General features: G+C 64.4%; 13 protein-coding genes and 1 tRNA gene. 7 read left to right on the forward strand and 7 right to left on the reverse strand.

What is annotated here, in order from left to right:
- Positions 1-14 precede the first annotated feature (14 nt).
- From H609_RS0104855 to H609_RS0104870, 4 genes are all read right to left on the reverse strand, one after another.
- Positions 15-437, reverse strand: coding sequence for a SufE family protein (locus tag H609_RS0104855; protein WP_028484435.1), 423 nt, complete (start codon positions 435-437; stop codon positions 15-17).
- A gap of 60 nt (positions 438-497) precedes the next feature.
- Positions 498-1,946 (reverse strand): Fe-S cluster assembly protein SufB, encoded by a 1,449-nt coding sequence (gene sufB / locus H609_RS0104860; protein ID WP_028484436.1) that lies wholly within the window; start codon positions 1,944-1,946, stop codon positions 498-500.
- Between the two features lie 926 nt (positions 1,947-2,872).
- A tRNA-Arg gene (locus H609_RS0104865) sits at positions 2,873-2,949 on the reverse strand.
- Between the two features lie 81 nt (positions 2,950-3,030).
- Positions 3,031-3,738 carry an MBL fold metallo-hydrolase gene (locus H609_RS0104870; RefSeq protein WP_028484437.1) on the reverse strand — a complete coding sequence of 236 codons (708 nt, stop codon included), beginning with the start codon at positions 3,736-3,738 and terminating at the stop codon, positions 3,031-3,033.
- A gap of 72 nt (positions 3,739-3,810) precedes the next feature.
- Here H609_RS0104870 and H609_RS0104875 point away from each other — a divergent pair, with 72 nt between their 5' ends.
- Both H609_RS0104875 and H609_RS0104880 read left to right on the forward strand, forming a co-directional pair.
- Complete coding sequence (locus H609_RS0104875) at positions 3,811-4,431, forward strand: methyltransferase domain-containing protein (protein WP_028484438.1); 621 nt, start codon at positions 3,811-3,813, stop codon at positions 4,429-4,431.
- Positions 4,432-4,590: 159 nt separating this feature from the next.
- Positions 4,591-5,109, forward strand: coding sequence for a DUF302 domain-containing protein (locus H609_RS0104880; protein WP_018867370.1), 519 nt, complete (start codon positions 4,591-4,593; stop codon positions 5,107-5,109).
- Between the two features lie 86 nt (positions 5,110-5,195).
- On the opposite strand, the gene H609_RS0104885 is transcribed toward H609_RS0104880, so the two are convergent.
- On the reverse strand, positions 5,196-7,151 hold the full coding sequence (locus H609_RS0104885) for a DEAD/DEAH box helicase (protein WP_019583629.1): 1,956 nt from the start codon (positions 7,149-7,151) through the stop codon (positions 5,196-5,198).
- A gap of 459 nt (positions 7,152-7,610) precedes the next feature.
- Between H609_RS0104885 and H609_RS0104890 the strand changes: the two genes are divergently transcribed.
- The 4 genes from H609_RS0104890 to H609_RS0104905 all read left to right on the forward strand — a co-directional run bounded on the left by H609_RS0104890 (position 7,611) and on the right by H609_RS0104905 (position 11,129).
- Positions 7,611-8,621, forward strand: a complete 1,011-nt coding sequence (locus tag H609_RS0104890; RefSeq protein WP_018875350.1) for a multicopper oxidase domain-containing protein — start codon at positions 7,611-7,613, stop codon at positions 8,619-8,621.
- A gap of 44 nt (positions 8,622-8,665) precedes the next feature.
- Positions 8,666-9,724: a multicopper oxidase domain-containing protein gene (locus tag H609_RS0104895; protein ID WP_231369966.1), complete on the forward strand. Its 1,059-nt coding sequence runs from the start codon at positions 8,666-8,668 to the stop codon at positions 9,722-9,724.
- An 86-nt stretch (positions 9,725-9,810) separates the two neighbouring features.
- A complete protein-coding gene (locus H609_RS0104900) occupies positions 9,811-10,596 on the forward strand; it encodes an ankyrin repeat domain-containing protein (protein WP_018875352.1) in 786 nt (261 codons plus the stop codon).
- A 179-nt stretch (positions 10,597-10,775) separates the two neighbouring features.
- Positions 10,776-11,129 carry a metalloregulator ArsR/SmtB family transcription factor gene (locus tag H609_RS0104905; RefSeq protein WP_018875353.1) on the forward strand — a complete coding sequence of 118 codons (354 nt, stop codon included), beginning with the start codon at positions 10,776-10,778 and terminating at the stop codon, positions 11,127-11,129.
- Between the two features lie 96 nt (positions 11,130-11,225).
- On the opposite strand, the gene H609_RS0104910 is transcribed toward H609_RS0104905, so the two are convergent.
- Both H609_RS0104910 and H609_RS0104915 read right to left on the reverse strand, forming a co-directional pair.
- Complete coding sequence (locus tag H609_RS0104910) at positions 11,226-12,305, reverse strand: lipoate--protein ligase (RefSeq protein WP_018875354.1); 1,080 nt, start codon at positions 12,303-12,305, stop codon at positions 11,226-11,228.
- Positions 12,306-12,349: 44 nt separating this feature from the next.
- Positions 12,350-14,461, reverse strand: a complete 2,112-nt coding sequence (locus H609_RS0104915; RefSeq protein ID WP_028484440.1) for a TonB-dependent siderophore receptor — start codon at positions 14,459-14,461, stop codon at positions 12,350-12,352.
- Positions 14,462-14,605: 144 nt separating this feature from the next.
- Here H609_RS0104915 and H609_RS0104920 point away from each other — a divergent pair, with 144 nt between their 5' ends.
- The gene (locus H609_RS0104920; protein WP_018867375.1) at positions 14,606-15,238 is read left to right on the forward strand and encodes a MarC family protein; all 633 of its coding nucleotides are present in this window, start codon (positions 14,606-14,608) and stop codon (positions 15,236-15,238) included.
- Positions 15,239-15,280: the final 42 nt, after the last annotated feature.

Genomic DNA, 15,280 nt, shown 5'->3' on the forward strand with positions numbered 1-15,280 from the left:
AATAGGCGGGGCCGTCAGGCCCGAGCGGGCATGTGTTCCAGAGCAAGCTCCCGGATGCGGAACATCAGGGCCTCCATGCCGGCTCGGCGGGTGGGGCTGAGCGCCTCGTCGATACCGATCTGACCGAACATTTCATAAGGGTCGGTCTGGAGGACGCCCTCCGGCGTCTTGTCGCGAAACGGCAGCAGCATCAAAGCCATCAAGCCGCGTACCATCGAGGTTTCGGCATCCGCGTGGAATACCAGCCGGGGTGGGTCTTGATCGTCCAGGTGAGCGGTCAGCCACGCCTTGGTGTTGCAGTCTTTTATGCGATGGGTCTCGGTTCGCGCGTCGTCCGGCAAGGCGGGCATCTTGCTGCCGAGGTCCTCGATCATCTTGAACCGGTCATCCCAGTCCGGAAGCATCTCGAAGGCGGTCATCAGTTCCTGCTCGTTCATGTCGTTTGGTCCTCGCGATTCGTGCATGGCGCGCTGTGCGGCTCTGGTCGGGTCGAGGCCTTAGCCCACTGCGCCTTCCAGCGACACGGCCAGCAATGCTTCGGCCTCGGTTGCGAACTCCATGGGAAGTTCGCCGAAGACCTCCTTGCAGAAGCCGTTGACGATCATGTTGACGGCGTCTTCCTCCGACAGGCCGCGCTGCTTCAGGTAGAAGATCTGATCATCGCTAACGGTCGAGGTGGTGGCCTCGTGCTCGATTTGAGCGCTCGGGTTCTTGGCCTCGATATAGGGGTAGGTGTGGGCACCGCAGGTAGATCCGAGCAGCAGAGAGTCGCACTGGGTGTAGTTCCGAGCGTTTTCAGCTCCGGGCGTCATCCGCACGAGACCGCGATAGGCATTGTTGGCGCGACCGGCCGAGATGCCCTTGGAAATGATCGTACTGCGGGTGTTGCGGCCGATGTGGATCATCTTGGTCCCACTGTCGATCTGCTGGAAGTTATTGCCGACAGCGACGGAATAGAATTCGCCCACCGAGTTGTGGCCGGTAAGCACGCAACTTGGGTACTTCCAGGTAATTGCCGAGCCCGCTTCAACCTGCGTCCAGGCAATCTTGCTGTTATCGCCGCGGCATTCGCCGCGCTTGGTGACGAAGTTGTAGATGCCGCCTTTGCCTTCCTCGTCGCCTGGATACCAGTTCTGGACGGTCGAGTACTTGATCTCGGCATCTTTTTCGGCGATCAGCTCGACGACGGCGGCATGCAGCTGGTTCTCGTCTCGCTGGGGCGCGGTGCAGCCCTCCAGGTAACTCACGTGGGAGCCTTCTTCGGCAATGATCAGGGTCCGTTCGAACTGACCGGTGTCCATGGCATTGATCCGAAAGTAGGTCGACAGCTCCATCGGGCAACGCACGCCCTTGGGGATGTACACAAACGAACCGTCAGAGAACACCGCGGAGTTCAGCGCGGCGAAGTAATTGTCGTTGCGCGGCACGACGGTCCCGAGATACTTCTCGATGAGTTCGGGATGGTTCTGCAATGCCTCGGAGAACGAGCAGAAGATCACGCCCGCCTCGGCAAGCTTCTCCTTGAAGGTGGTTGTGACCGATACGCTGTCGAACACGGCATCCACGGCGACACCTGCCAGACGCGCCCTCTCGTGCAGCGGAATCCCGAGCTTTTCGTAGGTCTCGAGCAGCTTGGGGTCGACCTCGTCCAGGCTTTGCGGGGCATCGTCTTTCGACTTCGGGGCCGCGAAGTAGGAGATGGCCTGAAAATCGATCTTTGGGTAATGGACGTGTGCCCAGTTGGGCTCGCGCATCTCGAGCCAGTCGCGGTAGGCGGCAAGGCGCCAGTCCAGCATGAACTCCGGCTCGCGTTTCTTGCGCGAGATCGCGCGGATGACATCCTCGTCGAGGCCGGGTGGAAGGATGTCCTGATCGATGTCGGTGGAAAACCCCCACTTGTAGTCGCGCTTGACGAGTTGCTCGATATCTTTCGGCTGTGTCGACATGCTTCCACTCCGTTCAGCGTGTTTGTGGAACTCCATGGTCCAGTGGCCACCCCGGGTGGATTCCCGGCATCAAGGTTCCGCTCTCGCGGTAGATCTATACGCGAGCAGATCCTGCCCACGCCGGTGTTTCGCCAGTACACGATCCTTGGATCCGAGGAGGCTTCGTGCTACATGCCTCGGCCCGCGTCGCGGCCACCTGTCCCGGATTAAACTAATCGAATTCCTGAGTATTTCAATAAGGTATTCGGTGCGGAGGGACTCTTAGCCCTGCGAACTGCGTGGAACCCCTGCGAAATCGATGACCTATAGTCCTGACACGAGGGTTAGCGGTCGACAGAGTTTTCAGAAAATTCAATTGCTTTTGTCCTTTTCCCGACACGACCGTTTGGAGCTCGATCAAGTGACGCGTTGACCGCGAACGGTCGTTTGCGCTGCCTTCTCACGGCTTTTTCGGGAGGGAAACCAAGCGTTAGGGAGAGCCTGGTGGGATAGCGAATCCGCGGGGTCAGTTTCGTAACAGAGGACACTGCGTGTGATTGGCGTGGCGAGGGGAGTGGCTGCGCGGGGATGCCCTGGACGAATGCTCGGATCGCATGCGCGAGATCCGGGAGATTACCCAGTAACGAAAACGCCCCCGATCCGTCAGGACCGAGGGCGCTTGCGAGTATGGTTGCCCCGTCTGAATGGGACAGCCGCCCACCTTTGGGACAGCACCCGGCGAACGTGTCGCCTAAGTGCCTGAAATATGGCGCGCCCGGAAGGATAGCGGCGGCGCTGCGCGCCAGGCCCTTCAGGGTGTCGGCCGTGGGCCGACACGTTCCTCGCTACGCTCGGGATCGAACCGGATTGTCTACGGAGGTTCGAATCCTTTGGGGGACTGGAAACGAAAAAGGGCACCCGAATGTGGGTGCCCTCTCTCTGGAATATGGCGCGCCCGGAAGGATTCGAACCTCCGACCACCTGGTTCGTAGCCAGGTACTCTATCCAGCTGAGCTACGGGCGCATCGTCTGAAGGCGCGCATTATCGCGATTGGTCCCGGGGGATGCAAGCCATCGGGACGGATTCTTTGTTTTTCGGCCCGTCTCAGCTCCGGGGGATGGGGTGGTAGGGCGTGCTGCGTACGCGGTCGTGCTCGACCATGCGGTAGTGGACGAAGTCGTCCTTGTCGTGGAAGTGCAGGAAGGGGTTGCCGGCGTCCTGTTCTTCCAGTGTGGATTCGGCTTTGTCGGCGTAGTTGTGGCCCGGGTGGATGCAGGTATGCGCCGGCAGGCCTTCACGCAGCCCGTTCAGGGTATGGAACATCTGTTCCGGGTCGCCGCCGGCCAGGTCGCAGCGACCGCAGCCGAAGACGAACAGGGTGTCCCCGGTGATGAGGTCGTCGCCCGCGGGCATGTGAAAGCAGGCAGAGCCGGGCGTGTGGCCGGGCGTATGCAGGAAGCGGATCTCGGTATCGCCCAGGCGCATCGCATCGCCGCCGTGGTGCAGCTCCGGGCGTTCCAGTTGCTTGCCCCAGAATTCGGCCTCCGGCTTGAGCAGGTGCAGCCGGGCATTCGGGTATTGCTCCAGGATGGCCTCGACGCCGTTGATGTGATCGTGATGGCTGTGAGTCAGCAGGATGTCGGAGATCTCGACGTCGTTCTCCCGTGCCTGACGGATGATCGCCTCGGGCTCCCAGGCGGGGTCGACCACGGCGCTGCGGTGACTGGCGCGATCCTCGATCAGGTAGACGAAGTTCTCCATGGGGCCGAGTTCCTGGCGGTGGATGCGGTAGGGCAGTTGGTTCCGGTCCATCGGGCTCTCCGTGAGTCGTTGGCGCTTTGGTATGGTCTATCGGGTTCCTATCCTGTGCCGAGAAGGAGTCCGATGCCAAATTCCGAAAGTTCCCCTGCCGATTCCGCTTCCGTCGATGCGGAGGCGGACTGGGAGGCCCGCTATCAGGCGGGCTCGACCCGCTGGGATCGCGGTGGGCCCAGCCCCTCGCTGGAGCAATGGTTGCAACGCACCGCCCTGAAGCCAGGGGACCGTGTCGTGGTGCCCGGGTGCGGGTTTGGCCACGAAGTCCCGACCCTGGCGGCACGGGGCTTTCGCGTGATTGGACTGGACGTGGCGCCAACGCCCGTCGAACAGCTGCGGAGCGATCTGGACCATGCCGGCCTGGAAGCCGATGTGGTTCAGGCCGATATGCTGTCCTGGCGGCCGGAGACACCGGTAGACGGGGTGTACGAGCAAACCTCCCTGTGTGCCCTGCCGCCCGCTCAGTGGCCGGCCTATGAACGCCAGCTGCACGCCTGGTTGCGCCCGGGCGGTGAGCTGTTTGCGTGTTTCATGCAGACCGGCCGGGAGGGTGGGCCGCCCTTCCATTGCGCGCTGCCGGCCATGCGGGAACTGTTTCCGGCGGATCGCTGGGACTGGCGTGACGAGGCGGGTCGCACCGATCACACCAACGGCAAGTACGAGCTTCTGCACCGCCTGATCCGGCGTTAGTGCAGGCGGGGCAGATTGCTTTGATCGCGGGGTATCTCCCGTCGTCCAGTGCGGGAGAGCGGGTGAAGCGCGCCAGCATGATCTAGATTTCGGTAAGGAAGGATTCACATGCCGCCCCGGCCGGCGAACCCTTCCGTCCACCCGAATCAGGAGAGCGCGATGAAAGTCTGGATGCTGGTGTTGCTGTTGATGCTGCTGCCGTTGCCTCTGGCTGCGTCGGATTCCACCGATGTGGAGGAGCTGGATCGCGAGACCCTGCAGCAGATGGTTCGACACAGCGTGGAGCTGGTGCGCATCGAGGATGGCGTAAGCATTGATGAGGCTATCGAGTCGATGAAACTGCGCGCCAACCTGCGCAATTTCCAGGAGGTCGCGGATCTGCCGCTGTCCGAGCAGGTGCGGGCAATGGGGGGCGAGGGCAACTACATGCGCATCCTGGCCTTCTGTGATGCGCTGATTGCCAACCAGATGGTGCAGCACGACATCATCTTCGCCAGCTTTCTGCCTTGCCGCATCGCGGTGGTGGAGGACGACGAGGGGCAGGGCTGGATCGTGACCACCAACATGGACATGATGCTGCACGCGACGGACTTGCCCGAGGACCTCGAGGCGACCGCGCGCGAGGTCCGCGACACGATCTACAGCATCGTCGAGGCGGGCCGTACCGGCGATTTCTGACGCTGTAAACGAAAAAGCCCGCGACACCCAGAGGTGTCGCGGGCTTCTGGCTTGATCCAGCGGGCGTCTTCGCGGGTTGGGGCGGGTTAGCCGTTCGCGACCTTGCGCTTGATCATCAGCGTGCCGTCCGCGCGCGGACCGGAGGCCTTCGGGGACCCCGTGCCCTTGCCGGCGGGGCGTTTGCCCGGCGCCGCATAGGCCGGGCGCTTGCGGTTGGCCGGGGCCGGGCCGCGCTTGGCGGGTGCCGGCTTGCCCATGGGCCGCGACTTCCGGGCCGCCGGCTCGGACCGCTCATCGCGGGATTTGCCGGGCTTGCGCGCGGGGGCGGGCCGTGCGTCGTCCTGGTGGGCCGACTGGCCGGGGCGGGGCGCCTGGCGGGTCAGCTCCAGCTTGCGATTCGCGACGTGGATGTTGCCCAGGCGGCGAATGGCAGCCTCGTCCAGCGAGGCCGGCAGATCGACATGGCTGTGGTCGTCGCGCAGCCCGATGCGGCCGATGTCGCGGCCGTTCAGCCCGCCCTCATTGGCGAGTGCGCCGACGATGGCGCCCGGTGCCACACCGTTGTTGCGGCCCACGGGCATGTAGTAGCGCACCATATCCGCTTCCGGCTCGCGATCCTTGCCGCGTGAGGGGCGCTCGCCCCGGGGCTTCGCGTCGCGACGACTGTTGCCGCGGTCGGTATGGGGCGCGCGGGCGGCGGCCAGCAGCGGGTCGGTACCCTGACGGGCGTTGGCATCCAGCGGGCTGTCGGCGGTGGCGAGGGCGACCAGGGCCAGGGCCAGGTCGCGTTCGGATACCGTGCCGTCGGCCAGCAGGCGCTCGACCAGGGCGTCGTGCGCGCTGGCCTGTTCACTGCCCAGCAGGGCCTGGACTTGTTCCGCGAAACGCGCCTCGCGACGGGCCTGGACGGCCTGGCGATCGGGAAGCGGCTGCTCGCGGACCGGCTTGCCGGTCAGGCGCTCGATGTCCTTGAGCATGCGGCGCTTGCGCGGCTCCAGGAACAGGATCGCGCGGCCCTTGCGCCCGGCACGGCCGGTACGGCCAATGCGGTGCACATAGACCTCGGCATCGCCGGGGGCATCGAAGTTGAAGACGTGGCTGATGCGCGGCACATCGATGCCGCGGGCGGCGACATCGGTCGCAACGATCACGTCCAGGCGGCCGTCGCGCAGGTCGCTGACGACGCGCTCCCGTTCGCCCTGTTCCATGTCGCCGTTCAGGGCCGAGGCCTTGATGCCGGCGAGGCCGAGGGCGTCGGCGATCTCCACCGTGGAGGCCTTGGTGCGGGCGAATACCACGGCGCCGTCGAGGTCGTCCTCGGTTTCCATCAACCGAGTCAGGGCCTCCAGCTTGTGGCGGGCGTCGACCAGGCAGTAGCTCTGGTCGATGTCGGTGCCGGCCTCGTTGCCGGCACCAATCTTGATCTCTTCCGGCTCGCGCATATGGCGATGTGCGATACGACGAATCGGGCCCGGCATGGTGGCCGAGAACAGGGTCGTCTGACGCGCTTCCGGGGTCTGCTCCAGGATCCACTCGATCTCTTCGACAAAGCCCATGCGCAGCATTTCGTCGGCCTCGTCCAGTACCACGACCCGCAGGGCCTCCAGGCTCAGCGTGCCCCGCTTGATGTGGTCCACCACGCGGCCAGGGGTGCCGACCACGATCTGCGGGCCCTTGCGCAGGGCGCGCAGCTGCTCGCCCATCGGCTGACCGCCGTAGACGGGCAGCACGTCGATGCCATCGAACCCGGCGGCGAATTCGGTCAGTGCGCCCGCGACCTGATTGGCCAGTTCGCGGGTCGGGGCCAGCACCAGTGCCTGGGGCACGCGCTCGCCGGCATCGATCAGGTCGATCAGCGGCAGGCCGAAGGCGCCGGTCTTGCCGGTGCCGGTCTGGGCTTCGCCCAGGACGTCGCGGCCTTCCAGCAATGCAGGGATACAGGCGGCCTGAACCGGGGTCGGGGTGGTGAAGCCCATATTCGACAGGGCACGAACCAGCGACTCGGAAAGCCCGAGCTGGGAGAAGGAGGGGGAATCGGACATTGGGGGTACTCACACAGGCCGGAAACAAAGGCCCGGCGAAAATCGGATGGCAACTGCCAACCCGGCATCATACACGAATCGGAGCCCTAACAAGCGAAAACTTCGGGGTTTTTTGTGCCAGACCAGCGAAGAATTAGAGGCATTCAATATAAATATTCGGTAATAACCTTGTTGTAAAACCGGAGTTTTTCTCTATCTTCGCCCGCTGTTTGGCCAATAGTTCCTGAACAAATACAGGAACGCCAGACGTAGACGCAGAAGGGGGCGGGGAGGTTCCCGTGCCATGTCGGTTCGGTAGCCGCCACACCGAGGTTGGTACATGCGGCCCGGTGACTGCCTTTCGTGATCGGCGGGAGTCGCGACGTCACGGGAACGCGATCACGGAAGACTTCTGCGCACTCCCTTGTTCAACACGGAGGTAGCACGCGCATGCATCGAAGAAATTTCTTGAAGGGCGGGATGGCGCTGTCCGCCGGGTTCGCGATTCCGGGCACGATGGGCCTGCTGGCCTGGGCGCCCCGGGCGCACGCCGAGGAGCTCAGCATTGATCTGACGGCACGGCGAGGCGACGTGACCATGATCGATGGTACGTCGGCGCGGATTTTCGGCTTTTCTGCCACGGGGGCGATGTCCTGGCCGGGTCCGACCCTGGTGTGCCAGGAGGGCGACACCATCACGGTCAATCTGCAGAACACGCTGCATACGCCGGTGGTGTTCCATGTCGGGGCCACCAATATTCGTTATCAGGCCAGTGCGCAGAACAACATCTCGTTCTCGTTCTCGGCGCCGCCGGCGGGTACGTACCTGTACTACGACGACCAGAACAATGGCGTCAACCGGATCATGGGCCTGCACGGGGCACTGGTGGTGATGCCCGCGGGGATCAAGGATCGGCCGTTCATTGGCGGACCGCAGTTCGTGCGCCAGTACAAGTGGCTGTTCAGCAATGTGGATCCGGCGTGGGGCGAACAGGTCCGCAACCTGGGGGATTACCAGGTCAGCTCCATCGACCCGGACAGCTTCGATCCGCGCTATTTCACGATCAACGGGCATGCGTACGAGAACACGCACGAGTACAACACCGAGTTGATGGGCCACTACGACGAGGCGGCCTATGTGCGAATGCTGAACGCTGGCGGGATCGTCCATGCCCCGCACTTCCACGGGAACCACGTGGAAATGGTGACGATCAACTACGAGCGCTTCAGTGCCCCGTTCAAGAACAAGGATGCTGTTTCCATGTTCCCGCTGGACGTGCGCGACGTGATCTATCCGTTCAAGGCTCCGCCGGATGCCTATCCGCCGGTCTCCGCCAATCAGATCCAGCACTTCCCGATGCACTGCCATTCCGAGATGTCGCAGACCGCGGGCGGGGGCTCTTATCCCCACGGCGCACATGCGCCGATCGTGATGGGGGCGGCGCCGTCGATGGAATCGGATCTGACCCAGAAAGTGGATGACCTGTCCTGATACAAGTTCGGCGCAACCAACGGATTGAAACGGAGCACAAGATCATGAGCAGAAATCGAGACGGCGGTGGCATGGGTGGCGGCGGTATGGGCGGTGGCTGCGATGCCGGTATCACCGGCAATTGCGGCCTGCATATCGACGCCCCGAATACCCCGAACCGCGTCACGCCCGATGTGGAATTCTTCCTGAACACCTTCATGCAGGGCAGCCAGATCATCAATGGTGTCGAGGTCCCTATCTGGGGCTTCAACATGGATGGTGGTATGGGTGGTGGCGGCATGGGCGTTGGTGGTGGCGGCATGGGCGGTGCCATGCCGTCCCCGCCGATGCGCGTGCGCCAGGGGCAGATCGTGCACACCCACCTCAATGCGATGGCGATGATGGCGCCGCACACGGTCCACCACCATGGCATCGAGCCCGATACCTTCAACGACGGGGTCGGTCACTACTCGTTCGATGTACTCGGAGAGTACACCTACCAGTGGCGGGCGTCGCAGGCGGGTACCTACTTCTACCACTGTCATACCAACACCGTTCTGCATGCCGAGATGGGGATGTACGGTGCCCTGATCATCGACCCCCCGAGCGGTCCCGGCACCGTGTACGAGGGTGGACCAAGCTACACGGTGGAGGCGATCTGGGCCGTGGACGACATCGACATGAACTGGCACTGCCTGCCCTGGGATTCCGCTCTCTGCGGGGGCGACGCGGGGTTGAATGACTTCAACCCGGAGATCTTCTGCATCAACGGGATTGGTGCGGATCTCAGCGAGACCGATCCCTCTGTGGTGGTCAACGCAAGTCGCGTGGACCGGGTCCTGCTGCGCTACATCATGGCGGGCTATGTCCCGCAGCGAGTGCGTTTTCCGGCCGAACTGGGCCCGATCCAGGTGGTCGCGGAGGATGGCCGGCCGCTGCCGCAGATCGAGACCATCCCGGCGGGCGGGGAGATCCTCATGACCTCCGCGGAACGTTACGACCTGATCTTCGAGCCGCAACAGGCGGGCTCGTTCCCGGTCGATATCGATTTCTTCGACTATCGGGCCGCGAACGGCATGCTGAAGCCGATCGGGTCGATCCGCACGCGGTTCAATATTTCCTGATGGAGGGGCCCACGAAACGTGGGCCTCGGGTTGGTAATACCGCCCCCGGCGATCGAGGGATCGCCGGGGCATTTTCTGGAGAAGCCATGCGACAGTTTTACAAATGCCTGGTCATGGCGGTCTGCCTTTCGGGTATGGCGGGCCCCGGCCTTGCCGATGACAGCGACAAGCGAGCGGAAGCCCTGTACCAGGCGGTGGCCAGCGGTGACACGGAACGGGTGCGTGATCTGATTGACGGCGGCGCCGATGTGAATCGCGCCCAGCGGCCCTGGGAACTGACCCCATTGCTCGTGGCGGTCGGCCTCGATGCGGAGCTGACGGACCTGCTGATCCGTGCGGGGGCGGACGTGAACGCGCGCGAGCGCGAGGGGGTAACAGTCCTGATGAAGGCCGTGCACGGCGGTGATGCAGCCGTGGTCCGGCGGCTCCTGAAGGAGCCGGCTCTGGACGTGGATGCAAGGGGCCCGAGGGGTAATACCGCGCTGACTTACGCCGTCCTGTATGGATATGCGGACATGGTGGCGGCACTGGTGGAGCAAGGGGCGGATGTGGATGTCGTGCGCGCCGATGGCACTACGCCGAAAGGGATTGCGCGGCACATGTACGCGCTGGCCGAGGCCATGCCCGGAGAAGAGGGGGAGGATGCGTCTCCAGGCGGTGCCCACGCCCATCATGGGCGCGGGACGCATGAGGTCCGCCATGATCCGCCGCATGAGGGTCCCCATGATCATCACCGGAGCCGCGCCGAGGCGGTGTCTTCCCATGGGCGCGTGCTCGGGATTCTGGTCGAGGCGGGGGCCTCGGTCGAGGGGGAGAAGGACACGCCGGCCGAGAGCCGAGGCGCTGGGGGGCATGGCCATCACCATCATTGAATGCGGCAGGGCTTTCGTTCCGTGCGGGAATGATGCCAAGCGAAGGGACGTCTGCTCTGAACCCCCGCCCGCGTGGCGTTGCCCCTAGCCTGCGTCTTTGAGTTGCTGGAAACGAGGGCTTCTTGTCGCGATCGCGGGCCCGGTATACGGTTCGCAAAAGGAATTTAGCTGGATTCGATATGTCGCTTAAACCAACGGATTTGTTCAACCTGCTGGCGGACGAGACACGGCTGCGTTCGCTGTTGCTGATGCAGGCGGAAGGGGAGCTTTGTGTGTGCGAGCTGACGCATTCTCTGGAGATGTCCCAGCCGAAGGTGTCGCGTCACCTGGCGGCCTTGCGTCAGCACAAGGTGGTGCGGACGCGGCGGGAGAGCAACTGGATCTATTACCGGATTGCGTCCGATTTGCCGGAGTGGGCGGGCGCGACCCTGCAGGCTGCCGAACGCGCGGCGGCGGGAGCGGAGCCCTATGCGGGGGACCGGGCGCGGCTGGCTACCGCGCCCAGCCGTGCCGAGTTCCTCGACTCGGCTTGATCAGCGCACCACCGGGATACGCGGCATGACAAAACGGCCGGCGCCCCTTGCAGGACGCCGGCGTTTTCGTTTGCACCTCCGGTGGAGCGGAGGTGATCAGTGCGGTTCGCGGTGGACGCAGGCCAGGATCGCGGTGGCGATGTCGCCGGGTTCGATACCCGGGGCATCCAGGCCGATCTCCTGCATGCAGGCGGTCGCGGCGGTTTGCAGGGCCTCCTGGTCCAGCGGCTGGCCGTGCAGGGCGTCGGCGATGCGGTCCATGCCGTCTTCCGGGAAGACCGTGAAATCGCCGGACAGCAGGAGATCCGCGATGTGATCGTCCTTCTCCATGAGCTGGGCCCGGATCAGGCCGCCGGCGGCCTTGTGGGCCCCCTCGGTCAGGTGGGTGCCCGCGGCGATCTTGACGCCCATCTCCACGAATTTGCGGCCCTTGCGGTAGGTCCATTCAGGGTCCGTGAGGTCGGCCATCTGTTCCTCGATGGCGGCGGTTTCCTCGGCGGTGGGCTCGCTCAGCTCGACCTCGACGTCGAGATCGCTGGCCACCCGTTTCAGGAAGGCGTCGCGCACAGTCTCGCGTTCCGGCATCTCCCCGAGTTCGCGGGACAGCGTGGTGATGTAGTCCTCCATGCCGGCGCGCAGCTTGTCGCGGAACTTCTCCGAAGGGACCTTGAGGCAACGCGCCATGGTCGCGGTGTCGAAGTCGAACATGAAGCTGCCGACCATCACGGTGGCGTTGCCAATACTGGCGGCACCCGTGCCACCGATCTTGCGTCCGTCCACGTGGATGTCGTTCACCGGGCGGAAGGTCGCGTTCACGCCCAGGTCCTGATAGGTGTTGATCACCGGGTCGATGAACTTCTTGTAGATGTCGGAGACGATCCGCGGCGCCTTCGACGACGGGTAGATGAAGTGGAAGAACATCTGGTTGTGATCCAGATATACCGCACCGCCGCCGACGTGGCGGCGGATGATCGGCAGGTTCTGTTCCTTGCAGAAGTCTTCGTCGGCCTCCAGGGCAATCTCCTGATGCAACCCGACGCAGACATAGGGGTCGTCGGGGTTGACCAGGGTGAGCACAGGATCGTCGTCCTTGCCCATGGCCTCGGCGATGCCGTGGTAGACCGCCTGGGACCGCACGGCCGGCTGCTGGCCGAAATCGATTACGCGTAAACGCATGGTGTTGTCCTTGTCTTGTCTTGGGGGCGATGTCCGCGGCCGGTCTAGAACTCGGCGTTCCAGGTGAGCCCGAAGCTGCGACCGGGGGCCCAGATGTCCTGTACGCCATTGGCCGGGTCCAGACGTGCCTCCGTCATCTCGTTGACGTGCTCGCGGTAGGTCTTGTTCGCGATGTTGGTCACGCTAAAGGTGATCTCGTTGGAACGAAAGCCGGCGCTGGGCCCGAAGCGGTAGCCGACAGCGAGGTCGGCGGTGGCGAAACCGGAGGTGTTGCGCTCGGTACCGTCCGGGAAATCCTCATTGGCGGTGAACCGGTCCGCGGTGCGGCTCTGACTGGCGACTGCCCGGATGCGGGCATCCCACTGCCAGCCTTTTGCAGTCGACTGGGTCAGGCCAATCGTGGCCTCCGGCGGGGGCATCTGGGTCAGCGGCTCGTCAAAGCGGCGGTCGCGGTTCTCGCCGCGGATCCACGTGCCACTCGCATAGCCGGTGATCGCGTCGGTGAAGGCGTGCTCCACCAGGGCCTCGATGCCGTGGATGCGGGCCTCGTCCAGATTGATGGTGTCCTTCTCGTCGCTGCTAATCGTTACGCCACCGATGTAATTGCGGATGCGGCTTTCATAGGCGGATACGGTGTAGGAGGTCGCGCCGATTTGGCCGCGGGCACCCACTTCGAACGTGCGGTTCCGTTCCGGATCCAGTTGCGGGTCGCTGTTCCATGTGTACCCATCGCTGTAGGGATAGGTCAGGTAGCGTTCCAGCAGGCTGGCGGAGCGGTAGCCCTCGGACAGGCTGAAGTAGGGGTTGAAGGCCTCGTGCAGGTGCCAGGTGAGCCCGGCCGACCAGCTGAGGTTACGATCAGTGTTGTCCAGCGGCCCGGTAACGCCCATGGCGGCGTCAGCACTCCCGCGTACCTCGTCATAGCGGGCCCCTATATTGACGGTGGCCCAGTCGAGGTAGGTCTCGTGCTGAACGAACACGCCGGCAGACTCGATCTTCCCGTTCTCTACGAGCGGCATGCGAATCACCGGTTCGTAAGAAGTGCTCTCCAGCCCGATAAAGGACACCGGGCTGGCGCGCAGCCGCCAGGCCTCGGCCCCGAGCAGCAGGATCTGGTCATCGGTGGGGACCAGCTCGGTCTGCACGCGGAGCCCGTCGGTGGTGAAGTCGGTGTCGGAGGTCCGGTAGTCCTTTTGCAGGCGGTCGCTCCAGTCGTAATTCCCGCGAGAGAGGTCCTGTCGATAGATGGAGGCCTCCACCCGTGGCGCCCAGGCCCCGTTCAACTCGCCTTCATAGCTCAACTCGACGAGATCACGTGTCTGGCGCGGTGTGTAGTGCGTATTCACACCTGCCGGGCGCTGCCCGTCGTTCGGCGTAAAGGTGCGCGAGGCGAGATACCAGACGTCCTTGCGTTCGTCGCGCTGGGCGCGGAACTGGACCTCGTGGCCGGGCGCCAGCTTGCCGCGATAGCGCAGGTGGTAGGCGTTTTGTTCGGTCCCGGAGTCGCGCAGGCGGTCGCCGTTGCCGTTCTTGTAGTCGTCGGTGTTCAGATACGCGGTGGACAGGTCCAGCACGTTGCGGTCGTTGGAGACGGTTACGCCGACCGCGCCGCGGATGCCGTCATCCACCGAGGTGACACCGAGGCGCGAGAAACCACGGGTCTCGGGCTCCTCGGTGAAGTCGCCGCCGCGGGTGATGATGTTGATCACGCCGCCCATGGCGCCGGCGCCATAGAGTACGGAGCCCGGACCGCGCACGATCTCGATGCGTTCGATCAGGTCCACGTTCACGTAGGACGCCAGTGAGCCACGCGCCGGCGGCTGCATGGCGTTGATGCGTACGCCGTCCACCAGCACCAGGACCTGGTCGCGCTTGAGGCCGCGGATGATCGGATCGGAGCCCACCGATCCGTCCACCGCGGTGGCGATGCCCGGCTGGCCCCGCAGCAGATCGCCCAGGGTGCGCGCCTCGCGGTTGCGGATCTCGCTGGACTCGATCACGGTGACCGAGGCGGGGGTCTCGTCGATCAGCGTCTCGTAGCCCGTCGCCGTGACCGACACGGTGCCCAGAGTGTGCGCGGCGTCCTGGGCGTGGGCAAGGGCGGGTGACGCAAGCAGACTGGCCAGCGTCAGCTGACCGACAACACGACGTTTCATGGCTGGATGGCTCCCCAATCGGTATTTCAGAGCGCGCTAAAGTAGGTTCGTGAAACACGAAGGGCAACTTACACCTCGAAGTGTCGGGCTCATTCAGGTTTGTGCCATGCCCCCCGGAAGGGGCCGCGAGAGGAGGGATCCGCCATGCTGGAGCTGGGAATCGTCGCACTGACCACGTTCTTCGTGACCATCGGGCCGGTGGATGTGGCGGTGGTGTTCGCGGTGCTCAGTCAGGGCATGAGCCCGGCCCAGCGGCGAGCTATGGCGATCCGCGGGGCGCTGGTGGCCGGCGGTATTCTCCTGCTGTTCGCGCTGGTCGGAGAGGCGCTGCTTTCGATTCTGGGCATTTCGCTGGCGGCGCTGTATACCGCAGGCGGTATCCTGCTGCTGCTGATCGGGATCGATATGGTGTTCGCCCGCAGTTCCGGCGGCGTATCGGCGACGGCGGCGGAGACGCAGGAGGCGCGGACGCGCAAGGACCTGTCGATCTTCCCGCTGGCGACGCCGTTGCTGGCCGGCCCCGGCGCCATGGGGGCCGCCATCCTGATGATGAGCCGGGCCGAGGGCGATCCCGCCGCTCAGGCGGTGGTGCTGGGCGCGCTGGTCGCCGTGATGGTCCTCGCGTTGGTGTGCCTTCTGGTGGCCTCGCGGCTGCAGCACTGGCTGGGCGTGACCGGGGCGCATGTGCTGACGCGCATCCTGGGGGTCCTGCTGAGCGCGCTGGCCATGCAGTTCATCTTTGACGGGCTGCAGCGCAGCGGTTTGCTAGGGGCATGAAGGGACCGAGGGGATCCCGAGCGGGGGCCTGTCGCCCGTGGC

Origin of the sequence: Thioalkalivibrio sp. ALE17 (assembly GCF_000425605.1) — a bacterium.
In the GTDB taxonomy this organism is placed as follows: domain Bacteria; phylum Pseudomonadota; class Gammaproteobacteria; order Ectothiorhodospirales; family Ectothiorhodospiraceae; genus Thioalkalivibrio.

What these genes read in the sequence shown, in the direction of transcription:
- H609_RS0104855 (WP_028484435.1), bottom strand. Translation starts at nt 437, where the DNA reads ATGAACGAGCAGGAACTGATGACCGCCTTCGAGATGCTTCCGGACTGG.
- sufB (WP_028484436.1), bottom strand. Translation starts at nt 1,946, where the DNA reads ATGTCGACACAGCCGAAAGATATCGAGCAACTCGTCAAGCGCGACTAC.
- H609_RS0104870 (WP_028484437.1), bottom strand. Translation starts at nt 3,738, where the DNA reads ATGGACCGGAACCAACTGCCCTACCGCATCCACCGCCAGGAACTCGGC.
- H609_RS0104875 (WP_028484438.1), top strand. Translation starts at nt 3,811, where the DNA reads ATGCCAAATTCCGAAAGTTCCCCTGCCGATTCCGCTTCCGTCGATGCG.
- H609_RS0104880 (WP_018867370.1), top strand. Translation starts at nt 4,591, where the DNA reads ATGAAAGTCTGGATGCTGGTGTTGCTGTTGATGCTGCTGCCGTTGCCT.
- H609_RS0104885 (WP_019583629.1), bottom strand. Translation starts at nt 7,151, where the DNA reads ATGTCCGATTCCCCCTCCTTCTCCCAGCTCGGGCTTTCCGAGTCGCTG.
- H609_RS0104890 (WP_018875350.1), top strand. Translation starts at nt 7,611, where the DNA reads ATGGCGCTGTCCGCCGGGTTCGCGATTCCGGGCACGATGGGCCTGCTG.
- H609_RS0104895 (WP_231369966.1), top strand. Translation starts at nt 8,666, where the DNA reads ATGAGCAGAAATCGAGACGGCGGTGGCATGGGTGGCGGCGGTATGGGC.
- H609_RS0104900 (WP_018875352.1), top strand. Translation starts at nt 9,811, where the DNA reads ATGCGACAGTTTTACAAATGCCTGGTCATGGCGGTCTGCCTTTCGGGT.
- H609_RS0104905 (WP_018875353.1), top strand. Translation starts at nt 10,776, where the DNA reads ATGTCGCTTAAACCAACGGATTTGTTCAACCTGCTGGCGGACGAGACA.
- H609_RS0104910 (WP_018875354.1), bottom strand. Translation starts at nt 12,305, where the DNA reads ATGCGTTTACGCGTAATCGATTTCGGCCAGCAGCCGGCCGTGCGGTCC.
- H609_RS0104915 (WP_028484440.1), bottom strand. Translation starts at nt 14,461, where the DNA reads ATGAAACGTCGTGTTGTCGGTCAGCTGACGCTGGCCAGTCTGCTTGCG.
- H609_RS0104920 (WP_018867375.1), top strand. Translation starts at nt 14,606, where the DNA reads ATGCTGGAGCTGGGAATCGTCGCACTGACCACGTTCTTCGTGACCATC.